Annotated in this window: 28 protein-coding genes; 6 read left to right on the top strand and 22 right to left on the bottom strand. The window is 63.6% G+C overall.

The window, feature by feature from the left end:
• Positions 1-39 precede the first annotated feature (39 nt).
• Both RQP55_RS08060 and RQP55_RS08055 read right to left on the bottom strand, forming a co-directional pair.
• Positions 40-1,191, bottom strand: coding sequence for a glycosyltransferase family 4 protein (locus RQP55_RS08060; protein WP_315609674.1), 1,152 nt, complete (start codon positions 1,189-1,191; stop codon positions 40-42).
• Positions 1,188-2,045 (bottom strand): alpha/beta hydrolase, encoded by an 858-nt coding sequence (locus RQP55_RS08055; protein ID WP_315609673.1) that lies wholly within the window; start codon positions 2,043-2,045, stop codon positions 1,188-1,190. The genes RQP55_RS08060 and RQP55_RS08055 overlap by 4 nt, the downstream gene beginning before the upstream one ends.
• Before the next feature lie 82 nt (positions 2,046-2,127).
• Between RQP55_RS08055 and RQP55_RS08050 the strand changes: the two genes are divergently transcribed.
• Positions 2,128-3,519 carry a protein adenylyltransferase SelO family protein gene (locus tag RQP55_RS08050; protein WP_315609672.1) on the top strand — a complete coding sequence of 464 codons (1,392 nt, stop codon included), beginning with the start codon at positions 2,128-2,130 and terminating at the stop codon, positions 3,517-3,519.
• A 96-nt stretch (positions 3,520-3,615) separates the two neighbouring features.
• A complete protein-coding gene (astD, locus tag RQP55_RS08045; RefSeq protein WP_315609671.1) occupies positions 3,616-5,031 on the top strand; it encodes a succinylglutamate-semialdehyde dehydrogenase in 1,416 nt (471 codons plus the stop codon).
• A 3-nt stretch (positions 5,032-5,034) separates the two neighbouring features.
• Here astD and RQP55_RS08040 read toward each other — a convergent pair whose 3' ends face one another.
• Entirely contained in the window at positions 5,035-5,736 is a 702-nt protein-coding gene (locus RQP55_RS08040; RefSeq protein ID WP_315609670.1) for a hypothetical protein, read from the bottom strand.
• A gap of 104 nt (positions 5,737-5,840) precedes the next feature.
• On the opposite strand from RQP55_RS08040, the gene rarD reads away from it, so the two are divergent.
• Positions 5,841-6,734: an EamA family transporter RarD gene (gene rarD, locus RQP55_RS08035; protein ID WP_315609669.1), complete on the top strand. Its 894-nt coding sequence runs from the start codon at positions 5,841-5,843 to the stop codon at positions 6,732-6,734.
• Here rarD and pyrC read toward each other — a convergent pair.
• Positions 6,731-7,762 (bottom strand): dihydroorotase, encoded by a 1,032-nt coding sequence (pyrC, locus tag RQP55_RS08030; RefSeq protein WP_315609668.1) that lies wholly within the window; start codon positions 7,760-7,762, stop codon positions 6,731-6,733. The two genes, rarD and pyrC, sit on opposite strands and share 4 nt — an antisense overlap.
• 151 nt (positions 7,763-7,913) lie before the next feature.
• On the opposite strand from pyrC, the gene RQP55_RS08025 reads away from it, so the two are divergent.
• Positions 7,914-8,633, top strand: coding sequence for a folate-binding protein (locus RQP55_RS08025; RefSeq protein WP_315609667.1), 720 nt, complete (start codon positions 7,914-7,916; stop codon positions 8,631-8,633).
• Here the strand turns inward: RQP55_RS08025 and RQP55_RS08020 are convergent.
• Complete coding sequence (locus RQP55_RS08020; RefSeq protein WP_315609666.1) at positions 8,611-9,204, bottom strand: helix-turn-helix domain-containing protein; 594 nt, start codon at positions 9,202-9,204, stop codon at positions 8,611-8,613. The two genes, RQP55_RS08025 and RQP55_RS08020, sit on opposite strands and share 23 nt — an antisense overlap.
• 28 nt (positions 9,205-9,232) lie before the next feature.
• Here RQP55_RS08020 and RQP55_RS08015 point away from each other — a divergent pair, with 28 nt between their 5' ends.
• Positions 9,233-10,126: a metal-dependent hydrolase gene (locus RQP55_RS08015; RefSeq protein ID WP_315609665.1), complete on the top strand. Its 894-nt coding sequence runs from the start codon at positions 9,233-9,235 to the stop codon at positions 10,124-10,126.
• A 63-nt stretch (positions 10,127-10,189) separates the two neighbouring features.
• Here the strand turns inward: RQP55_RS08015 and RQP55_RS08010 are convergent, their stop codons facing one another.
• The 3 genes from RQP55_RS08010 to rplU form a co-directional block, all read right to left on the bottom strand.
• On the bottom strand, positions 10,190-10,747 hold the full coding sequence (locus RQP55_RS08010; RefSeq protein ID WP_315609664.1) for a GNAT family N-acetyltransferase: 558 nt from the start codon (positions 10,745-10,747) through the stop codon (positions 10,190-10,192).
• Between the two features lie 202 nt (positions 10,748-10,949).
• Positions 10,950-11,216, bottom strand: a complete 267-nt coding sequence (gene rpmA, locus RQP55_RS08005) for a 50S ribosomal protein L27 (protein WP_147089055.1) — start codon at positions 11,214-11,216, stop codon at positions 10,950-10,952.
• 19 nt (positions 11,217-11,235) lie between these two features.
• Positions 11,236-11,598, bottom strand: coding sequence for a 50S ribosomal protein L21 (gene rplU / locus RQP55_RS08000; protein ID WP_315609663.1), 363 nt, complete (start codon positions 11,596-11,598; stop codon positions 11,236-11,238).
• Positions 11,599-11,755: 157 nt separating this feature from the next.
• Between rplU and RQP55_RS07995 the strand changes: the two genes are divergently transcribed.
• Positions 11,756-12,253, top strand: coding sequence for a hypothetical protein (locus tag RQP55_RS07995; protein WP_315609662.1), 498 nt, complete (start codon positions 11,756-11,758; stop codon positions 12,251-12,253).
• Here the strand turns inward: RQP55_RS07995 and RQP55_RS07990 are convergent.
• The 14 genes from RQP55_RS07990 to RQP55_RS07925 form a co-directional block, all read right to left on the bottom strand.
• Positions 12,250-12,693 carry a molybdenum cofactor biosynthesis protein MoaE gene (locus RQP55_RS07990; protein WP_315609661.1) on the bottom strand — a complete coding sequence of 148 codons (444 nt, stop codon included), beginning with the start codon at positions 12,691-12,693 and terminating at the stop codon, positions 12,250-12,252. The two genes, RQP55_RS07995 and RQP55_RS07990, sit on opposite strands and share 4 nt — an antisense overlap.
• A gap of 3 nt (positions 12,694-12,696) precedes the next feature.
• Positions 12,697-12,933 carry a MoaD/ThiS family protein gene (locus tag RQP55_RS07985; protein ID WP_315609660.1) on the bottom strand — a complete coding sequence of 79 codons (237 nt, stop codon included), beginning with the start codon at positions 12,931-12,933 and terminating at the stop codon, positions 12,697-12,699.
• Position 12,934: 1 nt separating this feature from the next.
• Positions 12,935-13,927 (bottom strand): GTP 3',8-cyclase MoaA, encoded by a 993-nt coding sequence (gene moaA, locus RQP55_RS07980; protein ID WP_315609659.1) that lies wholly within the window; start codon positions 13,925-13,927, stop codon positions 12,935-12,937.
• Entirely contained in the window at positions 13,924-14,247 is a 324-nt protein-coding gene (locus RQP55_RS07975; protein WP_410000276.1) for a Rossmann fold domain-containing protein, read from the bottom strand. The genes moaA and RQP55_RS07975 overlap by 4 nt, the downstream gene beginning before the upstream one ends.
• 8 nt (positions 14,248-14,255) lie before the next feature.
• Positions 14,256-14,627, bottom strand: a complete 372-nt coding sequence (locus RQP55_RS07970; RefSeq protein ID WP_315609657.1) for a dihydroneopterin aldolase — start codon at positions 14,625-14,627, stop codon at positions 14,256-14,258.
• Positions 14,628-14,636: 9 nt separating this feature from the next.
• Entirely contained in the window at positions 14,637-15,527 is an 891-nt protein-coding gene (locus tag RQP55_RS07965) for a class I SAM-dependent methyltransferase (protein ID WP_315609656.1), read from the bottom strand.
• Between the two features lie 8 nt (positions 15,528-15,535).
• The gene (gene thrC / locus RQP55_RS07960) at positions 15,536-16,936 is read right to left on the bottom strand and encodes a threonine synthase (RefSeq protein ID WP_315609655.1); all 1,401 of its coding nucleotides are present in this window, start codon (positions 16,934-16,936) and stop codon (positions 15,536-15,538) included.
• 13 nt (positions 16,937-16,949) lie between these two features.
• On the bottom strand, positions 16,950-17,543 hold the full coding sequence (locus RQP55_RS07955) for an SURF1 family protein (protein ID WP_315609654.1): 594 nt from the start codon (positions 17,541-17,543) through the stop codon (positions 16,950-16,952).
• Entirely contained in the window at positions 17,540-17,938 is a 399-nt protein-coding gene (locus RQP55_RS07950) for a DUF983 domain-containing protein (RefSeq protein ID WP_315609653.1), read from the bottom strand. Before RQP55_RS07950 ends, RQP55_RS07955 begins: the two co-directional genes overlap by 4 nt.
• Positions 17,938-18,759 (bottom strand): cytochrome c oxidase subunit 3, encoded by an 822-nt coding sequence (locus tag RQP55_RS07945; protein WP_315609652.1) that lies wholly within the window; start codon positions 18,757-18,759, stop codon positions 17,938-17,940. Before RQP55_RS07945 ends, RQP55_RS07950 begins: the two co-directional genes overlap by 1 nt.
• A gap of 69 nt (positions 18,760-18,828) precedes the next feature.
• Positions 18,829-19,419 carry a cytochrome c oxidase assembly protein gene (locus RQP55_RS07940; protein WP_315609651.1) on the bottom strand — a complete coding sequence of 197 codons (591 nt, stop codon included), beginning with the start codon at positions 19,417-19,419 and terminating at the stop codon, positions 18,829-18,831.
• Between the two features lie 4 nt (positions 19,420-19,423).
• Positions 19,424-19,558, bottom strand: a complete 135-nt coding sequence (locus tag RQP55_RS07935; protein ID WP_315609650.1) for a hypothetical protein — start codon at positions 19,556-19,558, stop codon at positions 19,424-19,426.
• Between the two features lie 5 nt (positions 19,559-19,563).
• Positions 19,564-20,475: a heme o synthase gene (locus tag RQP55_RS07930; protein ID WP_315609649.1), complete on the bottom strand. Its 912-nt coding sequence runs from the start codon at positions 20,473-20,475 to the stop codon at positions 19,564-19,566.
• 25 nt (positions 20,476-20,500) lie between these two features.
• A complete protein-coding gene (locus RQP55_RS07925) occupies positions 20,501-21,472 on the bottom strand; it encodes an alpha/beta hydrolase (RefSeq protein WP_315609648.1) in 972 nt (323 codons plus the stop codon).
• Between the last annotated feature and the right edge of the window lie 59 nt (positions 21,473-21,531).

The raw sequence follows: 21,531 nt of genomic DNA, 5'->3' as shown, positions 1-21,531 counted from the left end.
CTCTGCCCTGTCCCCCGTGAAGCACGGGTGAACGACAATTCAGGGAAAGCTGGTCCGCCCCAAGGCCCCAGCATAGAGGTTACGATAAGCCGAAATCATGCGCGCCTCATCATATTCTTGCTCGGCTCGGGCGCGGTTTGCCGCCCCCACCGATGCCCGCAATCCGGCATCTTCAGCCAGTGCGGCCAAGACCTGCGACAGCGCAACCTCATCTCCGGGTGGTGTCAGGAACTGACGGTTTTCGCCCGCCACCATCGCTTCGATATCGCCGACCCGCGGCGCGGCGATTGCGAGACCGCTCGCCATGGCCTCCACCGCTGAGATCGGAAACTGTTCACTATCGGACGAGAGTGCGAACAGGTCGAACAGACCCATTACTTCGGCTGGGCGTGCAACATGGCCGGGCAAGTGGACACGATGACCGATACCCAGCCGAACGGCCTCGGCGCGGATCGCATCGCGCTCTGGCCCATCGCCCAGGATCACCAGTTGCCAGTGATCCGGCAGCGGCGCAAAGGCACGAACCAGCCGCGGGAGGTTCTTGACCGGACGCAGCCCGGCAAGGGTGCCAAGCCACAACTCGCCCTCGTGCTTGATCAGCCGCGGCAGGACATCGGGCTTGGGCTTGCGCCCATAGGCAAAGACCGGGATGCCATTGGGAATGCGGCGCACCATGGCCGCAGGCTGCTTCCAGGCAGTGCGGGCAATATGTTCCAGCCGCTGGGACGGCACGACCAGCTTCTGGGCGCGAAACAGGGCGACGCGGCGATAGACATTGCGCCGCCATTTCAACCGTGACGCTTCGTCCTGGTTGAAACCGTCTTCGTGGTGGACCAGCGGCGGCAGTTGCATCACTTCGGCAAAAGCCGTGTGCGCCAGCACGGCATCCATCGCGCCCCAGTTGTAAGTCAGCACCAGGTCATAGCCGACCATGGCCTGGGCCAATTGCTGCAAGCGGCGGGGAAAAGGCTTACCGGTCAGCGATGGGAACGCCGGGTAATCGACCGGTACGGCCGGATCGATCGCCCTGGCCGCCCCCAAGGCATCGGGCACGGCCGAAACAATGCTGTGCGCCAATTCCGGCCCGAAGCCATTCATCAGCTGGACGGCGCGCATTTCCTTGCCGCCGGGATCGAAGCTGGAATGGAGATGCAGCAACCGCAGCCGCGGAGCCGGACCGCGGCGATTCATTTCACCCTGGCCAGCAAATTGTCGATTGCAGCCACTGCGGCCGGCTCGCTCAGGGTTGGCGCGTGACCAACCTTGCCCACGGTCACCGTCTCGGCATCAGGGAGCAGCTTGGCCATTTTCTTGAAGGTGGCGGCGGTCAGCACATCGGACAATTGCCCGCGCAGCAGTGCGACAGGGCGGCCTGCCAGCGCCTGGAAGGCCGGCCACATATCGACATTGCTGGCCCCATCGGCCTGAGCGAAAGGCTCCGCAATCTTCATGTCATAGTCAAAGTGAATGCGCCCGTTGCTACCCACCACCATGCAGCGCTTGGCCATGGCCAGCCAGTCAATGACCGACGCCTGCGGGAAAGTCGGGCCCTGCGACTCCGCAAGGGCGCGGGCGGCGTGCATCCAGGTTGGAAAATTGCGGGCCTGACCCACATAGCTGCGGATTCGCTCAATCCCCTCGGGGTTCACTTCCGGGCCGATATCGTTGAGCACTGCTCCAACCAGACGCTCAGGCGTCGTGGCGGCAAGCAACATCGTCAGCAGCCCGCCAAGCGACGTGCCGATCGCAACAACCTGTTTGAGCCCGGTCTGATCGAACAGCTCACCCAGGTCCTCAAGGTATTGCATCGGATTATAGGTGGCAGAATCCTTGGCATAGGCACTGTCGCCCCGGCCGCGCAGTTCAACGCAGATTACCCGCCATTCACCCGCCAGCCGCTTGGCCAGCTCTTCAAAGTCGCGGGCGTTGCGGGTCAACCCCGGCAGGCACAGCACTGGCGGCCGATCCTTGCGACCGGGATAGTCGCGGTAATGGAGTTGCAGGCCATCGCGGCTGGTCCAGTAGCCGTCGGTAAAGTCATTCATTTTCTGGCCGGACCCCGGGTAATTGCTGCTCATATCGCGGGCGGTGCTTGTGCCGCCCGGTGCGAAGGGCCACTATTGCCGGATGCGCGCAGAACCGCAAGCCGCCCCCTATCGTGCCGACACGCCGATTGCCGAACTGGCCCCGTGGCTGGCGGACCCGGTGAATGCGGCTGACTTTCCGCAGACCACCCTGCGGTTTCGCAATCATCGCTGGGATGGCGCGATCGGGCTTGCCGGCCTGACCGATAGCGAATGGGTCCAACACTTCGGACGGTTTGCCCCGCTGCCGGATAACCTGCCCCAGCCGCTGGCGCTGCGGTATCACGGCCACCAGTTTCGCGTGTACAATCCGGACCTGGGCGACGGACGCGGTTTCCTCTTCGCGCAAATGCGCGATGGCGCGGGGCGGCTGCTGGACCTGGGCACCAAGGGTTCGGGCCAGACCCCGTGGAGCCGCCAGGGCGATGGCCGCCTGACGCTGAAGGGCGCGGTGCGCGAAATCCTGGCAACCGAAATGCTAGAGGCGCTGGGGGTCAATACCAGCAAGACCTTCTCGGTGATCGAGACGGGAGAAGACCTCTATCGATCGGACGAACCATCGCCGACCCGCTCGGCGGTGATGGTGCGGCTTAGCCACGGCCATATCCGCATCGGCACCTTCCAGCGGCTTGCCCTGCTGGAATCGCGCGAGGAAATGCTCGCGCTGATTGACTATTGCCTGACCCAGTTCCCCGGTCCGCCCCCGCCCGCAGAGGCCCCCGGTCGAGACGAGCCCGCCGTGATCCTGCTGCACCAGGTGGTTGCGCGACTGGCGCAGCTGGCCGCCGAATGGATGGCAGCCGGCTTTGTTCACGGCGTGCTTAATACCGATAACATGAACATCTCGGGTGAGAGCTTTGACTATGGCCCGTGGCGCTGGCTACCGCGATGGGACCCGACATTTACGGCAGCCTATTTCGACCACGGCGGGCTTTACGCCTTTGGCCGTCAGCCGGAAGCGCTGCACTGGAATTGCGGCCAGCTTGCCGTTGCCTTGCGGCTGGTTGCCGAGGCGCCCCCGCTGATCGCTGCGCTGGAGCGGTTCGGTCCGTTGTATCAGGCAGCGCTGGCGCGCCAGCTCCTGTGGCGGATGGGCCTGCAATCGCGCGGCTTTGACGCGGACTATGCGTTGATCGCCCAGGCTGAGCAGGCGATGCGCGCGACAAGCGCCAGCCCCGATGCGTTCTTCCACCGCCACCGCTTTGGCCGCAATGCGCAAGGCGAACTGGCCGCGGCCCTCAAGGAGTTTGAACCGCAAGGCCCCGACCATGACCTGTGGCACGAAGCCACCCCGCCCAGCCTGGTGATCGACCAAGTCGAAACCGTCTGGTCGGCGATCGACCAGCGTGATGACTGGGGCCCGCTGGGAGAAACAATTGCCGCAATCAGGCGGTTGGGTGAAGCACTTGGGCCACCGCCCGCGGTTATGATTTAAGTTGGGTTACCTAAACAAAAGGCAAGACTTTTCAGAGGACAAGTCGTCAGCTAAGGCCGCGACATACCGGTTGCGCGGGCCGGCAGGGGTTGTGAAATGGGTACGGGTGAACTGATTTCCTACGAACCGGCGACCGGAGCAGAGCTCTGGCGCGGCAAACACGGCAACGTGGACGAGATCGTCGCCCGTGCGCGACGTGCCTGGCCGGCCTGGGCTGCCCAGCCGCTGTCGACGCGGATGGAACTGGTGCGCCGCTTCGCCAACGAAGTGCGCAAGGATGCCGAACCGCTGGCGACCATGATTGCGCGCGAAACCGGAAAGCCGATGTGGGAAGCGCGCACCGAAGTTGAGAGCGTGATCAACAAGGTGGAGATTTCGATCCGCGCCTATGCCGACCGAACTGCCCAGCGCAAGCTGGACAATGCCATGCAGGGCACCGCCTCGCTGCGGCACAAGCCGCATGGTGTGATGGCCGTGCTGGGGCCATACAATTTTCCGGCCCATCTGCCCAACGGCCACATCGTCCCCGCGCTGATCGCCGGCAATGCGATTGTCTTCAAACCAAGCGAGAAGACCCCGGCCACAGCCGAACTTCTGGTCAAATGCTTCCACCGCGCTGGTATCTCGGCGGCGGTTGTCCAGTTGCTGATCGGTGGGCCGGCTGAGGGCCAGGCACTGGTCGCGCACGAGGGTATCGACGGCGTTCTGTTCACCGGATCCGCTCACACCGGCATTGCGATCAACCGCAAGCTGGCAACCCGCCCGGACAAGATCGTCGCGCTGGAAATGGGCGGCAATAACCCGCTTGTGGTCTGGGACACGCCGATGATCACCGATGCTGCGGCAATCGTCGTGCAATCCGCCTTTACCTCAGCCGGCCAGCGCTGCACGGCCGCCCGGCGGCTCATCGTCAAACGCTCGATGTACGAACCGCTGATAACCGAAGTGAAGCGGCTGGCAGACCGGATCATCGTGGGCGGCCCATTTGACGAGCCGACCCCATTCATGGGCCCGGTGATCGACAACTATGCAGCCGACGGCCTGACCGAGAGCTTTCTTTACCTGCTGAGCCACGGCGGCAAAGCAATCAAGCACCTGATCCGCCCGCGTGATGACCTGCCATTCCTATCACCCGCGATCATCGATGTCAGCGGCGTGAAGGAGAAGCCCGATGTCGAGTTGTTCGGGCCGCTGCTTCAGGTCAGCCAGGCAGACGAACTCGACGAGGCAATTGCCGAAGCCAACAACACACGCTTCGGTCTATCCGCGTCACTGGTTGGTGGAACGCCCCAAGAATATAACCGGTTCTGGGCCAATGTCCGTGCTGGCGTGATCAATTGGAACCGGCCAACCAATGGCGCCAGTTCGGCCGCGCCATTTGGCGGGGTTGGCCTATCTGGTAATCATCGCCCCAGCGCCTACTACGCGGCAGACTATTGTGCCTATCCGGTCGCCTCCACCGAAATGGAGCAGCCGCGCGCGATGATCGGCGTTGGCCTAAGCGAAGGCTGATCCTCACCCGTTGGTGACAAGATCGACTTCGGTCATGCCATTGGCCATACGCCGGGCATAAACCGTGAAAGCCAGGCCGTTTGTCCCGCCAGAGACCACCTGATCATCACCCGCGGTTAATCGGGTAACCGGCAGGTCCAGGCTGGCAGCGCTGGCATAGTAAAAATCAATCACATCGCGGATGGCGACTGGCGTCTGGAAGTTAACCACGCGCAACCGGCAACCCGGTTGATCGCTTCCGCCGGCCTCTTGAACCTGGGCGCGCGGATAGACCGGAGCCGCCTCTGGCAAGTGCGCGGCCCAATTGAACGAGTAGCTCAGGCTTGCGGCGCATTTTGCCGCAAAGGGCACAGCGGCAGCGACGCTGGCGGCCGTGAGCGCCCCGGCCAGCGGCGAAGTCTTGTCCCCGCCCTGTGGAGCTGGTGCAGGGGGAATTGCCCCTTCAAACATGGCTGCCGCCTCTGCACGGGCCCGCTCCGCTTCCTTGTCATCAGGGCCAAACAAAGGGAGGCCCCCGTCAAGTAAGGTGGCACCCGCCAGGATCGTTGCATTGCGGCTGCCCCCCCCAAGGTCGAGGTCGCTCATCAAGGGCTCAGACAGAGCGCCCATGATCGCGGGATCGCGCATGGTATCCGCTTCGGGGGCGGGCGGCTTGCTGCAGGCAGCAAGCAGAATGAGGCTCAGCAAGGGCAAGAAGCGGTCCATCGCACCGATGCCTTTACCCTGCGATGGTTAAGCTCTCTTTAGCACCGACCTGATTGCGAGTTTCAGATTTTAATTTGAAGCGCGCAGGTCTAGTCGCCGTTGCCATGCACAGACCCTCCGCCTCGCACCGCATCGGCGGATTGCCGCTTGCGCTTGGAGCGCACCTCATCTGGGGGCTGCTGCCTCTCTATCTTTGGCTGGTGGCGACAGTGCCGGCCCTGGAATTCGTCGGGTGGCGGGTGATCTCCTCGTTTCCACTATGCCTTGCGATCCTCGCCTGGCGCGGACAATTGGGTGAGTTGGTGGCGGTTATCCGGGTGCCGAAAGTCCGCTGGATGTTGCTCGCGTCATCACTGCTGATTGCGATCAACTGGCTGGTTTACGTAGCCGCAATCCAATCGGGTGAGGTCTATGCCGCCAGCATCGGCTACTATGTCAGTCCATTGCTCAGTGTACTGGCCGGAACCCTGTTTTTGGGAGAACGCCTAAGCCGCCGGCAGTGGCTTGCTGTCGGGATTTCAGCGCTTGGCGTTACGCTGCTGGCATGGGAAGCGCTTGCATCGCTGGGTATCAGTCTGGCGCTTGCCCTGTCATGGACCGCCTATGGGCTGGTCCGCAAGCTGGCTCCAGTGTCGGCGCTGACCGGCCTGACGATTGAAGTCTTCGTGCTGCTCATTCCGGCCACCGCCATTGCCTGGCATTTCGCACAGGGGCCGGCGGGCAGCGCTGTGCTGTGGAGCCCGCACGATGCGGCCCTGATCGCCTTTTCGGGGGTGGTCACAGCGGCACCGCTTCTGCTGTTCACCCTCGCTGCCCAGCGCCTGCCTTATTCAACGATGGGGATGATCCAGTTTTCATCGCCATCGCTGGTATTCCTGATCGGATTGTTTTTCTTCGGCAAGCCGTTGGGCACGGCACAGCTGGCCAGCTTTGCCCTGATCTGGGCCGCGATTGGCCTGTTTGTTATCGATCTGCTGGCGCGGACCCGCCGTTCCTAGCCCAGATAGCGCCAGGCCAGTTCCTCACCAGCGTGGAACGGCACGATCGGGGTGCCATTGGCCTCGATCAGGTCTGGCACCTGGGTGCCACAGCGTTCCAGTGTCACCGTCCCTTCGTTGAGCGGCAGGCCATAGAAGCGCGGCCCGTGTTCGCTGGCAAAGCCTTCGAACTGCTCGATCGCGCCTTCTTCTTCGAACACGGCCAGATAGCTTTCCAGCGCATAGGGCGCGTTGAAGATCCCCGCACAACCACAGGCGGCCTCCTTTGCGCCCACTGCATGCGGTGCGCTGTCCGTCCCGAGGAAAAACTTGGCGCTGCCCGATGTAGCCGCCTTGCGCAGCGCCAGCCGGTGCACTTCACGCTTGGCCACCGGCAAGCAGTACATATGCGGCCGGATCCCGCCGGTGAACATGGCGTTGCGGTTGATATGCAGGTGCTGCGGCGTGATCGTTGCCGCCACGTTTGGCCCGGCACTCTCGACAAAGGCGGCGGCATCAGCGGTGGTGATATGTTCGAACACCACTTTCAGCCCCGGGAGATCGCGGACCAGTCCTGACAGCGTGCGCTCGATGAACACGGCCTCGCGATCGAAGATGTCGACATGGGCATCAGTGACTTCGCCGTGGATTAGCAGCGGCATGCCGATGGCCTCCATCCGCTCCAGCACCGGGCGGATATTGGCAATATCGGTCACCCCGTGGGCTGAGCCGGTGGTGGCATGGGCGGGATAGAGCTTGGCCGCGGTGAAGGCGCCTTCAGCAAAGCCGCGCGCCACTTCGTCAGCAGAAATGGTGTCAGTCAGATAGGCCGTCATCAGCGGGGTAAAGCCCGGACCAGCAGCAGCGATGATCCGATCACGATAGGCCACCGCCGCCGCAACCGTGGTGATTGGCGGGGAAAGATTGGGCATGACAATCGCCCGTGCGAACTGGTGCGCGGTATGCTTTGCCACCCCGTCCAGCACGGCACCATCGCGCAGGTGAACGTGCCAATCGTCAGGGCGGCGGATCGTCAGAGTCTGTACCATGCCTCCCCATAACCGCTCGCCCTGAGCTTGTCGAAGGGCCGCTTTCCCTTTCTGCGCAACATGGGCCGCAAAATAGTGCGATGCTTCGGCAAGCTCAGCATGAGCGGGTTGAGGGGGTGGATTGACGGTGGGAAAGCCCTATTTGTCACGCATGACTGCAACTCTGTTGGCCGACCGCGCGGTAATCCGCCTGACTGCAACCGAACCGGGTGAAGACCTGCGCGGGTTCCTCAATGGCCTGGTGACCAACGACGTCACCGGCGCCCTGCCGGTGTGGGCGGCCCTGCTGACCCCGCAAGGCAAGGTGATCGCAGACTTCATCGTCTGGGCCAATGGCGATGACCTGCTGCTTGATTGCGAAGCCGAACAGGCTGAAGCGCTCGCCAAGCGCCTGTCGATCTATCGGTTGCGCCGTAAAATCACGATTGCGACCGATCCGGGGCTAGGCGTCCATTGGCGGGCCGGTGATGGCCCTTCATCCGACCCGCGTCTGGCAGAACTCGGTCAACGCTGGATCGGCGAGCGGTCGGGCGACGACGCCTCATCGCAATGGCGGGCGCATCGCCTGTCGCTGGGCGTGACCGAAGGGGCAGCGGAGCTGGCGGACCTGCTCTGGCTGGAATGCAATGCCGCAGAGTTGAACGGCGTGTCCTTCACCAAGGGTTGCTATGTCGGCCAGGAAAACACGGCGCGGATGAACTGGCGGCAAAAGGTCAATCGCCGCCTGGTGGTCGCGCCCCTGGGCGAGAGCGACCCGGCCCGGCAGCGCGCAGCCTATCCGGACCTGGGGCTGGCGGTTGATCACCGCCGGGCCGAGGACATTCCCCCGGCCAGCCTGCCGGCCTGGCTCAACCTTTCGGACCCAGCGTAAGGCCAACCGAAACCGCCTCTTCGATCAGCATCTTTTCGGCAATGTCGCGGCTGGCCGTGCGCGGCAGGCCCAGCGATTGCGCCAGCGCTCCGCCCATCAGCGCATCACCCAGCGCCATCATGCACAGAGCGTGGGTGACATGATGCATCTGGCCCGATTCGTGATCACCCAGATCGTCGATCAGATCATGGACAGCCTGGACCAGCGGATCGAGCGCATCTTCGTTGCCGCTCATCAGCATCCAAGTGGCCAGGGCGCCGCCGCCCTCCTTGTCAAAGGCGTCAAAAGTCAGGTCAACCACATCACGCGCGGTGCCTTCGCCCTTGCGGCTGGCCAGCACCGCATCTTCGATCGTGGCGCATATGGTTATGGCAAGATGCTCAGCCAGCGCCTTTTGCAGCCCGGCGGCCGAACCGAAATGGTGCAGCAGGTTGGCATGGGTTCGGCCGATTCGCGCGGCCACGGCCTTCAACGTCACCGCTTGCGGGCCCAGCTCGATCAGCAGCGCCCGCGCGGCTTCCAGCGCCACGGTGCGGCTCTCTTCTTGGCTCAGGCGCTTCCTTATTGACATGAGTGTAAGTTAACCCCATACAGAGCGCATGAACGCCCCCCTCAAATTCCCCCTCGACGTAGAACCCGCAGCCTCGAACGGCAAGGCCGGTCCTACCCCCGCAGACCTGACCATCACGGTCCGCGACCAGCGTTTTGGCCGAGACAAGAAGCCGGGCCGCTGGTGGCTCAACAATGATCCGGTCGCGACTGCCTGGCACAACGCCCTGTCGGCCACTTTCCCGCGCGGCGAGGCATTCTTCATCGAAGCCGTGAAAGCGCACCGCGAAGGCGCCAGCCCCAAGCTGGAGGCGGAGATCCGTGCTTTCGTTCGCCAAGAGATCAACCACACGCGTGAGCATATCGCCTTCAACCGCGCGGCGGTGGAAGCCGGCTATGACCTGGACTTCATCGACCAGCGCGTTGCCGCCAACCTGGAGCTGACCAAGGACCGCCCGGCGATCATCAATCTGGCCGTTACCATGGCGCTGGAACACTACACCGCGATGATGGCGCAGGAATTCCTGGCCAACCCGAAGCACTTCGCCGGGGCCGAACCGGAAACCGCCGCGATGTGGCGCTGGCATGCGATCGAGGAAATCGAGCACAAGGGTGTCGCCTATGACACCTATCTGCACGCCACCAAGGACTGGACCCGCTATCGTCGCTGGAAGCTGAAGAGCATCATGATGGTCATCGTCACGATCAACTTCCTGCGCCACCGCTGGACCGATACGCTGGATCTGCTGGCGCAGGATGGCCTGACTGGCTGGAAGATGAAGGCCAAACTTGCTTGGTACCTGCTGGGCACTCCGGGCGTGCTACGCCGGATCTTCCCGGCCTGGCTCAGCTATTTTCTGCCCGGCTTCCACCCCTGGAACCACGATGACCGGGCGCTGATCGGCAAGCACGACAGCGAGTTCAAAGACGCAGTCCTGGCCTGATCGATCGGGCAGAACAAAAAAGCCTCCCCAAGCCGGACTTGGGGAGGCTTTTTGCTATCCGGCTCAGGCCGCTCGCTTCATCGGCGGGTCATCGTCGCAATCGCACGGCTCCCCCAGCATGGCCGTGTATTCGATCGCCTGAGCCAATTCCCCGCGCGCCATGCTGTAGCGCGGCGCAATCCGACCCGTCGGGCAGAAACCAAGCTTGCGCAGCACTTGCCCCGAGGCCGGGTTGTCAGCAAAATGATTGGCAACGATACGCCGGTGACCAAGCACCTTGGCCAGCTGCAGGATCGCCCGGCCAGCTTCGCTGGCATAGCCCTGCCCCCAGTGCTCACGGGCAATCCAATAGCCCAAGACCACATCGTCCTCATGCTGGCCAAGTGCGATGCAGCCGATCACCCGCGCCGGCTCGGCCAGCGTCGGCAAAGTAATCAGGAAGTGCGGCAGCCGCTTATCCTGCGGTTTGGCAGCAAAGGCCCGGGCGTCATCCGGGGCATAGGGCCAGGGCGTACGGGTCAGGTTACGGGCGACACTATCGTCGCTGATCCGAGCCAGGACTTCTTCCCAGTCCTCCGGCCAACCCGGCCGCAGGAACAGCCGTTCGCTGCGCATGAACATTGCAGAATCTCCACTCTTCGGCCCCACGCGGTTCGCCCTAGTCGGGTCCCGTGACGCCTTAGTTACACGCTGCTCAGGATGTTTCCGGAGCGGCAGAGGGAGATGCAAAAAGAGGGAGACGGGCGGGGCCCTCTCCCTCATTCGGCCGAAGTCTGGCTTCGGCGGGGCTGCCCGTCAGGACAGCCCGTGATCGACTGTCCGATTATTCGGCGGCAATCGCCATGTCTACCGACACGTACTTGCGGCCGAGTTTGCCATCGTGGAAACGCACGCGGCCTTCGGTCAGCGCGAACAGGGTATGATCCTTGCCCATGCCAACGTTCGCGCCCGGGTACACACGGGTACCGCGCTGACGGATGATGATGTTGCCGCCGATCACTTCCTGACCGCCGAACTTCTTCACGCCAAGGCGACGGCCGGCCGAATCACGACCGTTACGCGACGAACCGCCTGCTTTCTTGTGTGCCATCTCGAACTACTCCGAATTCTTATTCAGCGGCCGCAGCGGCCTTGGGGGCGGCCTTCTTGGCAGCCTTCTTCGCCGGGGCTTCACCAGCACCGACAGCCACGATGCGCAGCAGGGTCATCTGCTGGCGGTGGCCGTTCTTACGGCGATAGTTGTGCCGGCGACGCTTCTTGAAAACGATCACCTTTTCGCTCTTCGCCTGGGCGATGATTTCGGCCGAAACGACGACGCCCTTGGCATCCTTCACTTCGCCGCCGTCACCAGCCAGCAGGACATCACCAAGCGTGATGGTTTCACCAGCTTCACCAGCCAGCTTCTCAACCGCGATCTTGTCTCCGGCGGCAACCCGGTATTGCTTGCCGCCAGTGCGCACTACAGCGAACATGTGACCTATTCCGTATATAAAGCATAGCAACCGCCCCGCGGGTGCGGGGGGCCACAAGAAGGTGCGCCACTAGTCCAAGCACCCTGCCCTGTCAACCAAGTGAGCCAAGGAATCTTGCGCGCTGGCGCGCTTTGCCGGGCGTGCTATGGCGATAGCGATGAATCGACAGCTTGTCAGCCTGATCCCCGTAATGCTGCTGGGTGCCTGCGCTTCGGCGCCGGGTGATTACCCCTCGCTGGCCCGCCGCCCGATTGAGCGGGTGACCGGCACGTTAACCCCTCCGCCCCCGCAGCCGGCCGCGATTCCGGTCGATCCGGCGGTAGTCCGCCAGATCGATTCGCTGCTGGCCCGGGTCCGCGCCGCGGATGCCAAGTTTCAGGCCCGCGAAGGCCGGGTCCGCCAGATCATTGGCGCGGCAGCCAGCGCCGCCAGGGCAAGCGAGGCCTGGTCAGTGGCCATGATCGCACTGGCAGATCTGGACGCCGCACGCAGCGAAGGCATGGTGGCGCTGGCCGATATCGACGCGATCTATGCCGCCAGCCGAATCGAAGGCGAACCGGCCAGCGAGGCCAAGGCCGCACGCGAGGCTGCGAACGCCATCGTTGCCGCCCAGGACAAGGTCATCGCCGGCTTGCAGGCGCAGCTGGTTCTCTAATCCCAGCGCCTGAGGTCAGCGTGATCCTGGTCACGCGGCTCAATCCAGGTCCAGACCCCGCCGCGCCGCTCGCGCTTCCAGAACCACGAATCGCTCTTCAGGTGGTCCATCGCAAAATCGACCGCATCGAACGCGGCCCGGCGGTGTTCGGCAGCCGCAGTAACGCAGACAATCGGCTCGCCGGGATGCAGCAGGCCGGTCCGGTGCAAGATCAGCAGCCCCTGGACTGCAAACCGCCGTGCCGTCGCTTCAGCCAGGCCCCGCATCCCCGGCAGGGTAAGCGGCTCATAGTGTGATAGCTCCAACGCCTCGACATCATTGCCGCCACGGACTTTGCCGACAAAAGTCGCCAGTGCACCTGTGTTGTCGATCTGCCCGGCGAATCGGTCGATCGCTTCGTTCGGATCGAACGGCTCAGCCAGCAGGCGGACATCGATCATCGCCTAACCCCCGCTAACCGGCGGCAGGAAAGCAATCTCATCACCAGCGGCAACCATAACACTGCCGGGATTGGTCAGCAGCTCACCATTACGGGCGATGCGCACCTTCTCATCCAGCAGGGCCACCGCCAGCCCGGCAGGCAGTTCGGCCAACACCGATTCGAGCGCCCCCGGCGCGACGGCGCGCTCGCCCCCGCCAGCCAGGTCAGCCAGACGGCCAAGAAAGACCAGTTTGGCCATCTCAGCCTCCCGTCATCGACATGTGCCGGGACAGGGCCGGGGCAGACCCGGGCGCATCGATCCGGAAGCTATGGCGCAGCGGCTTGATCTTCATTGCCAGGTCCAGCGCTTCGGCCAGTGCCACATCGGCCGAAGCAGAGCGCAGCGCAGCCCGCAGATCGATTTGCTCTCCGCCACCCAGGCAGGGAAAGAGCTGACCCGTGGCGGTAACCCGCACGCGGTTGCACCCGTCGCAGAAATTGTTGCTGAGCGGGGTGATAAAGCCGATCCGGCCGCCGGTTTCGGCAATATCGAAATAGCGGGCCGGGCCGCCGGTGCGGTGCTCGCTGGCGGTCAAGGTCCAGCGCCGTTCCAGCGCGGTGCGCACTTCGCTGAGCGGCAGGTGCTGGTCAAAGCGGTCTTCTTCAACCTCTCCCAACGGCATGACTTCGATCAGCGTCAGCTCCAGCCCCTGGCTGTGGGCCCATTCGATCAGCACCGGGATCTCATCAGCATTGGCATGCTTCAGCGCCACGGTGTTGAGCTTGACCGTCAGGCCGGCCGCTTGCGCTGCCGCGATGCCTTCCAGCACCTGCGCCAAGCTATCCCGCCGGGCGAGCCGGGCGAAACCCGCGCGGTCCAGGGTATCGAGCGAGACATTCACCCGCCGCACCCCGGCCGCGAACAGGTCATCGGCAAACCGGGCCAGCTGCGTGCCATTGGTGGTCAGGGTCAGTTCGTCCAGCCCATTGCCAAGCTTGCGCCCCAGGGCCCGGACCAGCTCGATCATGTCACGCCGAACCAGCGGCTCACCGCCGGTCAGCCGCAGCCGCGTGATCCCCCGGTCAATGAACCCGATGGCCAGCCGGTACAGCTCTTCAAGGCTCAGCACCTCATTGCGGGGCAGGAAGGTCTGGGCCTCGGGCATGCAATAGGCACAGCGCAGGTCACAGCGATCGGTCACCGAAAGGCGCAGATAGGAAATCCGCCGCTGGAACTGGTCGACAAGCGTCATGAGCGCAGCGGTAACACTGCCCCGGCCCCAAAGTCATCCAATGAAATCAATTGCCCAGTCAGACCCGGCGCTCGCGCAAGGTATTCGGCTGCCGCGGCAATGGCTTCCTCGCTTCCGCCTGAAACAGCATTGATCCGCAGCGGCGTCTTGGCCCGCGCGATCATCTGGACGGCCGCAAGGCGCCAACCGCGATGGGTGTGATCGGCAGCCGGGAAGGCCACCAGCAAATCCTCCGTGGCGGCGCGCAATTCCGGCACATGGCGGGCATGGAATTCAGCCGCGGCTTCAAGCGGATCGTCCGGCAGGCCTGCGATCCGCACGCACTCCATCAGCGCCGCTCGCGGGTCAGGGTAATGCCGATCTTCTCACCCGCCTCGCTGATTGCCAGCTTAACGATCTTCACCGTTACTGCCTCTACCCGGTCATCCTGCACGAACAGGGTATCGCAGATATGGTCGGCAACGGCTTCGATCAGGGTAAAGTGCACGCCCTGGGGCAACGCTTCCGATGCCGCAAACTTCAGGTCCATGTAATTCTTGCTGGCGCTGAGCGGCGTTTCGGGCGCGTAACGCTCTGCCACTTTCAGCCGCACCTGAATGGTGAAGCGCAGCGGCTGCGGCTTGCCGGTTTCTTCGGAATAGATGCCGGTCAGGACATCATGCTCGAAATCGGCCACTTCCAGGATCAGCGAATCGGTCATCGGCGCCCTTTAGCGGGGATTTGACCAGCGCGCGAAAATCGCGGTCGGCAGCAGGCGGCCATCATCGCCAAGCTCGCGCACGGCCAGGTCGCCATGTTCGATCTTGCCGGGCAGGTCGGCGAAGACCTCATCCAGCAGGCCAGCCAGCGCCAGGCTGCTCATCCGCACGGCATAAACAGTCAGGAACAGAAAGCTGCTGTCGGCATCGAGCAGCCGGCGGCAATCGCCAACCAGCGGTGCCAGATGCTCTTCCAGACGCCAGACCTCACCCTCTGGCCCGCGTCCGAACTTCGGCGGATCAAGGATAATCCCGTCATACCGCTTGCCGCGCCGCACTTCGCGCGCGCTGAACTTGGCAGCATCGTCGACGATCCAGCGGATCGGACGTTCGGCCATGTCTGACAGCGCCGCATTTTCGCGCGCCTGGGCCACTGACTTCTTGCTGGCATCGACATGGGTCACCGGGCCATATTGCGAGAGCGAGAGCGTCCCCACCCCGGTATAACCGAACAGGTTCATCGTCTGCGCATCGGTCCGCCCGGCCAACTGTTCTCCCATCCAGTCCCACACTGGGGCCATATCGGGGAAGAAGCCGAGGTGCCGGAATGGGGTGCACTGGGCCGTAAACGTGACATCGCCGCGGGCCAGCGGCCAGCCCTCACGCGGGACCGGATTGGCATAGGACCACCGTCCGCCGCCATCATCATCAGAAGCGGGAACGAACTCACCGTCAGAGGCCCAGCGTTCCAGCCGCGGGCGCCACAGCGCCTGCGGTTCAGGCCGAATGAAGCGATAGGGGCCATAGCTTTCAAGCTTGCGGCCATGGCCGCTGTCGAGCAGGCCATAGTCCGGCCAGCCCGCACCGGTCATCACGACCGGCGCTTCGATCAACTCAGCCATTTGGCAGCTCAGCCACGGGGCACCGCGCAGGCGGCGACGTAGTCGGCAATGGCCGCGTAATCGCCCGGCAGCTCGGCAAGACGTTCTTCGCGTTCAAACAGGTCACCAACCCGCGCCGGCAGAACCGGCCGTTGACCGGTCGCGCGCTCGACTGCATCGCCGAACTTGGCCGGGTGCGCCGTGGCCAGCGTCACGACGGGCACGGCCGGATCGATCCCCGCATGCTGCGCGGCATGGAGACCAATCGCGGTGTGGGGATCCAGCAGTTCGCCGGTCTGGTCCCAGGCCCAGCGCAGGGCGCGGGCCATATCATCCGCATCGGCGCGGGCACTGGTAAACAGCGCTGCGGCGCCTTCACGCTGGGCATTGGTCAGCTGCATCGCCTTGGTCGATTCGAACCCGGCCATCTGCGCCGCGATGGCCGCGCCATTCCGGCCGCCAAGATCGAACAGCAGTCGCTCGAAATTGGAAGAAACCTGGATGTCCATCGACGGGGCGGCCGTTGGCGTGACCGTTCCGGCCGAATAGTCGCCCGTGGTCAACGCCCGGTGGAGGATGTCGTTGACGTTGGTGGCAACGATCAAACGCTCGATCGGCAGGCCCATCTGCGCCGCGACATAGCCGGCAAAGACATCGCCGAAATTGCCGGTCGGGACCGAGAAGGCCACCTTGCGATGTGGCGCACCAAGCTGCAGTCCGGCGGCGAAGTAATAGACCACCTGCGCCATCAACCGTGCCCAGTTGATCGAATTGACGGCGCCGATCGCAAACCGATCCGTCATCGCCGCATCGTTGAACATCCGCTTCACCATCGCCTGGGCATCGTCAAAAGTGCCCTCAATCGCGATGTTATGGACGTTGGGCGCCAGCACCGTGGTCATCTGCCGGCGCTGTACTTCGCTAACCCGCCCCTTGGGGTGGAGCATGAAAATCTCGACCCGCGCGCGGCCCGCCACAGCATCGATCGCCGCCGAACCGGTGTCACCAGAAGTGGCGCCCACAATCGTCAGCGGATCGCCGCCGCGACCCAGGAACTCCTCGAACAGCAGCCCCAGCAATTGCAGCGCCACGTCCTTAAAGGCCAGGGTCGGGCCATGGAACAGCTCAAGCAGCCATTGCTGCTCGTCCAGCTGCTTGAGCGGCGTCACGGCCTTGTGCGCGAAGCGGCCATAGGCCTGCCTGGTCAGCTCAAGCAGCCGCTCCGGCGTAAGGCAATCGCCAACGAAAGGCTGCATCACTCGCGCGGCCAGCTCGGCATAGGGCAGACCGGCCATCGCCGCGATCTCTGCTTCGGTGAAGCGGGGCCACTGGCGGGGCACATATAGCCCACCATCATTGGCCAGGCCCGCAAGCGTCGCTCCGGCGAAATCCAGCGCGGGTGCGCTGCCACGGGTCGAAATGTAGTCCATACAAGCCGGGCCGTTAGCCCTCGCCGTCCCGCGCGGCAAGGCGCTTGCGCAGGGCAAGCGCATAGATCACCACCGCCACGCCGGCAAACAGGAACCATTGAATGGCATAGGACCAATGATTGTTGGGAATGGTCTTGGGGTCGGGGATCGCACTTTGGGCAAGGCCAGCCAATGGCGGATCGGCAATCAGGCGAACCGATTGGCCGGCTCCCGGCGCGATCACACCCTGCACCTTGCCGCCGCTCCAATCGCGTTCGGCCAGGTCCTTGGACCAACCGAGCACAACCTCGGCGCGGGCCCCGTCCGGGAGAAGACAGCTTACCGAATGGGCCCAACCGACCGCACCCTGACGATCATAGCCAGCAAGCGGTGCATCCTTGCCCTCGACCTGGCAATCGATGGTCGTGCGGCGGAACAGCGCCAGCTCCTGTCGCGCCGGGTCGCTGGGCCAGGCCAGTTCAGCGCTGAGCGTCTGCGCGGCGGCATAGCGTGCCAGCAGCGCTTCCTTCTGGGCCCGGCGATCCAGCTGCCAGAACCCGAGGGCGATCATCACGCCCACAGCGGCAAGGACCAGCAGGGTCGAAAAGATCGGGATGCGGCGGATCACGGCTGGCGCAGGTCGTTGTTGGTCGCCTCAATCGCCTTGCGGCGGTACTCCGCGACGAGCAGCGCGGCCTTGCTGACGCGCAGACCCCACAGCGTCAGACCCGCGACCAATGGCACCCACAGCACGATGTGGACCCAGAACGGCGGATGCACCGCGAATTCCAGCCAGACCGCCAGACCGACGACCAGCGCGCCAACAATCATGGTTAGGAACGCCGCCGGACCATCGCCAACGTTGAACTGCGAATAGTCCAGCCCGCAGGCGCCGCAGCGCCGGGCAAACCGCGCCGGGCCGTCAAACAGCGAACGGGCGCCGCATTGCGGGCAGAGACCGAAAAGGGCAGCCGCGGGGATCCCGGGCTGCCCTTTCGTTTCTTGGCTTGAGCCGTCCACCATCAGTGGATCGGGTGGCCCCAGCCGCCCCACACGTAGATGGCGACGAACAGGAACAGCCACACCACGTCAACGAAGTGCCAATACCAGGCGGCAGCTTCGAAGCCGAAGTGCTGCTTGGGCGTGAAATCACCGTTGTAGGCGCGCTTGAGGCAGACGATCAGGAAGATCGTGCCGACCAGCACGTGGAAGCCGTGGAACCCGGTGGCCATGTAGAAGGCCGACCCATAGGTATTCTCGCCAAAGGCGAACGGCGCATGCGCATATTCGTAGGCCTGAATGCATGTGAACAGAGCGCCCAGGGCGATCGTGGCCCATAGGCCCTTCTTCAGGCCATCGCGATCGCCGTGGATCAGCGCATGGTGCGCCCAGGTCACGGTAGTGCCCGAGCACAGCAGGATCATGGTGTTCAGCAGCGGCAGATCGAAGGGATCAAGCACAGCTTCGATCGCCTTGGGCGGCCACTGTCCACCCACCACTTCGGCCAGGTCGCTGGGGAACAGCGAGAAGTCGAAGAAGGCCCAGAACCAGCCGACGAAGAACATCACTTCCGAAGCGATGAAGGTGATCATGCCATAACGCAGGTGCAGCTGCACAACCGGGGTATGGTGCCCCTCGTTCGCTTCACGAACAACCTTGGTCCACCACTGGAACATGGTGAAGAGGATGCCGAAGAAGCCGACCAGCAGGACATACTTGCCTGCCGCCATGTCATGCATCGTCAACACGCCGCCGCTGGTCGCGGTGACAGCCGAAGCCGAGCCGAGGAACGGCAGGATATCGGGCTCGAGAATGTGGTAATCGTGGTTCTTGGTTCCGGCCATGTCCGTGGTCCCCAATTGATCCCCTAAGGCGCCCGCGGGCCACCCGCGACGCATGAATTGCCGATGCCCTTATCGTGCGGCTGACGACTGGTCCAGTGCCTTTGACGGCTGATCCGCAGCAAGGTGGAAAGTGTAGCTGAGCGTGATCTGTTCAATGTCCTTCGTCTCCGGATCCTCCAGGATCTTGGGGTCGACGTAGTAGATCACCGGCATGTTCACGCGTTGCCCGGGCTGAAGCGTTTGCTCGTTGAAGCAAAAACACTGGATCTTGTTGAAGTACTTGCCCGCCAGTTCCGGCTCAACATTAAACGAGGCGATCCCGGTTACCGGCTGGTTGGCAAGGTTTTCCGCATGGTAAAATGCCATCTTGCGGGCACCGATCCGCAGGTCCTGGGTGGTCTGCTCGGCCCCGAACTTCCAGGGCATCTGGCGATCGACATTCGCATCAAAGCGAACCGAGATCGTCTTCGCAGTGGCTCTCACAGTCGCCGCTTGGGCCTCGCTGACCCGCATGGTGGTGCCGCCAAAGCCGGTCACCTGGCAAAAGATGCGGTAAAGTGGGACCGAAGCGAAGCCCAGCGCCAGCATCGCACAGGCACCCAACAGTGCCAGCATGCCGGTGCGGGCGTTGGGATCCTTGGGCAGGGTCAAGACAGCCATGGCCTCACCCTCCCAGGCGGGCGATGCTGATGAAATAGAACAGCACGACCATCGCGCCGAGCAGGCCGCCCAGCATCAGGTTGCGCTGCTTGATGATCCGCTTGCGTTCGGCCTGAGGGTCTTCGGGAAACTGGGGCATTTGGTTTATCCCATGATCCAGCGGTCCGCCACCAGGGCGGCGAACAGCGCAAAAAGGTAGAACACCGAAAAGGCGAACAAGCGCTTTTCGGGGCCCATGTCGGATTCCCCCACCCCCTGCCGGAACACTGCAACACGCAGCGCCAGCACCAGGAAGATCGCCGAAAGCAGCAGGGCCGAAGCCCCATAGACCACGCCTGCCCCGGCGATCCAGAAAGGCAGCATGGCAAGCGGCAGCAACAGCACGGCATAGACGAGGATTTGCCGCCGGGTAGAATGTTGACCAGCCACCACCGGCATCATCGGGATGCCTGCTTTCGCGTAGTCCGTTTCAACAAACAGCGCGAGCGCCCAGAAATGCGGCGGGGTCCAGAAGAAGATGATCGCAAACAGCAGGATCGGCATCAGGGTGATCTCACCCGTCGCCGCGATCCAGCCGATCATTGGCGGAAAGGCCCCTGCCCCGCCACCGATCACGATGTTCTGCGGCGTACGCGGCTTCAGCCACATGGTGTAGATCACCGCGTAGTAGAAGATCGAGAAGGCCAGGACCGCAGCCGCGAGGTACCCCACGCCAACCGCCATCATCAGCACCGAAAAGAACGACAGCACCAATCCGAAATCGCGGGCCGATTCGCGCGGCATCCGCCCGGCTGGCAGCGGCCGCCCGGCGGTGCGCTTCATCTGCGCATCGATATCTGCTTCCCACCACATGTTGAGCGCAGCCGAACCGCCCGCACCCACGGCAATGCAGAGAATGGCGGTAAAGCCCAGAACCGGGTTCACCGGAACGGGGGCAGCCAGCAGGCCGCACAGGCCGGTGAAGATCACCAGGCTCATCACGCGCGGCTTGGTCAGCGCGAAGAAATCGCGCCAGTCGGTCGGGAGCGCGGGCGCAGGAGGGCTGGCAGCAGTCATGGTTGGTTGCGCCTATAGTCGCGGCTCAGAGTCGCTTCAACCAATCGATGAGCAGCGCGTTAACTTCTTCGGGCCGCTCTTGCTGGGTCCAGTGTCCGACCCCGTCCAGCACGTGCCCTTCAACCCCGGGCGCGAACATCCGCATCATGGCCACCGGATCAGCTACGGCGCCAAACAGGCTGGTGGCGGGATCACGGGTGCCGCCGATGAACAGGCAGGGCTGTTCCAGCTGCCGGCCTTGCCAGGCCTTCAGCCATTCATAGTCACGCTCGTGGTTGCGATAGCGGTTGAGCGGGCCGCGGAAGCCGGAACTTTTGAACTCACTTTCGTAGTAATCAAGGTCGGCCTCACTCAGCCACGGCACCTGCTGCGGGTCAGGCAGCCCCTCCAGGAAGGTAGCCCCGTAGGGCTTGTCCCAGTAATTGCCCGGCGGCACATCGCCCGAGATTGAATACATCATCCGCGCCACGAAATCGCGCGGGTCCGCCTCCGCTTCTGCCTCGGCCACGCCGGGTTCCTGGAAGAACTCTTGATAGAAGAACCGCCCCTGGCTGGTGAAGTATTCATGGAATACCTCGGTAAAGGGGCGGAGGGGGGCACCTGCGAAAGGCACCGACATACCTGCCACGGCGCTAACTCGCTGCGGATTGGTGAAGGCCGTGTTCCAGACAATCGGTGCGCCCCAGTCGTGGCCGATCAGCACGACGCGCTGATCGGGAGCGAGTGCATCGGCCAAGCCGATAAGGTCACCGGCAATCTTCTGGAGTGTATAGGCCTCAACCGGCTGCGGCTTGTCCGATCCGCCATAGCCGCGCACATCGATCGCACAGGCGGTGTAGCCGGCCGCCGCGACCGGCCCCAGTTGGTGACGCCACGAATACCAGCTTTCGGGAAAGCCGTGGACCATGATCGCCAGCGGCGCGGTGCCGGGCGCGGGTCCTTCCAGCGCGCAGCGCAGGCGAACTTCACCGCAGTCGACCATCCGGAATTCAGGCATCAAAAACCTCCCGCCGCGCAGCAGGCGGCCAATACTCCCCTCCCGCTAGCGGGAGGGGA

Origin of the sequence: Novosphingobium sp. APW14 (assembly GCF_032337075.1) — a bacterium.
Classification (GTDB): domain Bacteria; phylum Pseudomonadota; class Alphaproteobacteria; order Sphingomonadales; family Sphingomonadaceae; genus Novosphingobium.
The sequence above is the reverse complement of the archived record's forward strand: the minus strand, read 5'-3'. Positions and strand labels throughout refer to the sequence as shown.

Excerpts from the sequence above, each read along its gene's own strand:
- RQP55_RS08060 (WP_315609674.1), bottom strand. The coding sequence starts at position 1,191 with ATGAATCGCCGCGGTCCGGCTCCGCGGCTGCGGTTGCTGCATCTCCAT.
- RQP55_RS08055 (WP_315609673.1), bottom strand. The coding sequence starts at position 2,045 with ATGAATGACTTTACCGACGGCTACTGGACCAGCCGCGATGGCCTGCAA.
- RQP55_RS08050 (WP_315609672.1), top strand. The coding sequence starts at position 2,128 with ATGCGCGCAGAACCGCAAGCCGCCCCCTATCGTGCCGACACGCCGATT.
- astD (WP_315609671.1), top strand. The coding sequence starts at position 3,616 with ATGGGTACGGGTGAACTGATTTCCTACGAACCGGCGACCGGAGCAGAG.
- RQP55_RS08040 (WP_315609670.1), bottom strand. The coding sequence starts at position 5,736 with ATGGACCGCTTCTTGCCCTTGCTGAGCCTCATTCTGCTTGCTGCCTGC.
- rarD (WP_315609669.1), top strand. The coding sequence starts at position 5,841 with ATGCACAGACCCTCCGCCTCGCACCGCATCGGCGGATTGCCGCTTGCG.
- pyrC (WP_315609668.1), bottom strand. The coding sequence starts at position 7,762 with ATGGTACAGACTCTGACGATCCGCCGCCCTGACGATTGGCACGTTCAC.
- RQP55_RS08025 (WP_315609667.1), top strand. The coding sequence starts at position 7,914 with ATGACTGCAACTCTGTTGGCCGACCGCGCGGTAATCCGCCTGACTGCA.
- RQP55_RS08020 (WP_315609666.1), bottom strand. The coding sequence starts at position 9,204 with ATGTCAATAAGGAAGCGCCTGAGCCAAGAAGAGAGCCGCACCGTGGCG.
- RQP55_RS08015 (WP_315609665.1), top strand. The coding sequence starts at position 9,233 with ATGAACGCCCCCCTCAAATTCCCCCTCGACGTAGAACCCGCAGCCTCG.
- RQP55_RS08010 (WP_315609664.1), bottom strand. The coding sequence starts at position 10,747 with ATGTTCATGCGCAGCGAACGGCTGTTCCTGCGGCCGGGTTGGCCGGAG.
- rpmA (WP_147089055.1), bottom strand. The coding sequence starts at position 11,216 with ATGGCACACAAGAAAGCAGGCGGTTCGTCGCGTAACGGTCGTGATTCG.
- rplU (WP_315609663.1), bottom strand. The coding sequence starts at position 11,598 with ATGTTCGCTGTAGTGCGCACTGGCGGCAAGCAATACCGGGTTGCCGCC.
- RQP55_RS07995 (WP_315609662.1), top strand. The coding sequence starts at position 11,756 with ATGAATCGACAGCTTGTCAGCCTGATCCCCGTAATGCTGCTGGGTGCC.
- RQP55_RS07990 (WP_315609661.1), bottom strand. The coding sequence starts at position 12,693 with ATGATCGATGTCCGCCTGCTGGCTGAGCCGTTCGATCCGAACGAAGCG.
- RQP55_RS07985 (WP_315609660.1), bottom strand. The coding sequence starts at position 12,933 with ATGGCCAAACTGGTCTTTCTTGGCCGTCTGGCTGACCTGGCTGGCGGG.
- moaA (WP_315609659.1), bottom strand. The coding sequence starts at position 13,927 with ATGACGCTTGTCGACCAGTTCCAGCGGCGGATTTCCTATCTGCGCCTT.
- RQP55_RS07970 (WP_315609657.1), bottom strand. The coding sequence starts at position 14,627 with ATGACCGATTCGCTGATCCTGGAAGTGGCCGATTTCGAGCATGATGTC.
- RQP55_RS07965 (WP_315609656.1), bottom strand. The coding sequence starts at position 15,527 with ATGGCTGAGTTGATCGAAGCGCCGGTCGTGATGACCGGTGCGGGCTGG.
- thrC (WP_315609655.1), bottom strand. The coding sequence starts at position 16,936 with ATGGACTACATTTCGACCCGTGGCAGCGCACCCGCGCTGGATTTCGCC.
- RQP55_RS07950 (WP_315609653.1), bottom strand. The coding sequence starts at position 17,938 with ATGGTGGACGGCTCAAGCCAAGAAACGAAAGGGCAGCCCGGGATCCCC.
- RQP55_RS07945 (WP_315609652.1), bottom strand. The coding sequence starts at position 18,759 with ATGGCCGGAACCAAGAACCACGATTACCACATTCTCGAGCCCGATATC.
- RQP55_RS07940 (WP_315609651.1), bottom strand. The coding sequence starts at position 19,419 with ATGGCTGTCTTGACCCTGCCCAAGGATCCCAACGCCCGCACCGGCATG.
- RQP55_RS07935 (WP_315609650.1), bottom strand. The coding sequence starts at position 19,558 with ATGCCCCAGTTTCCCGAAGACCCTCAGGCCGAACGCAAGCGGATCATC.
- RQP55_RS07930 (WP_315609649.1), bottom strand. The coding sequence starts at position 20,475 with ATGACTGCTGCCAGCCCTCCTGCGCCCGCGCTCCCGACCGACTGGCGC.
- RQP55_RS07925 (WP_315609648.1), bottom strand. The coding sequence starts at position 21,472 with ATGCCTGAATTCCGGATGGTCGACTGCGGTGAAGTTCGCCTGCGCTGC.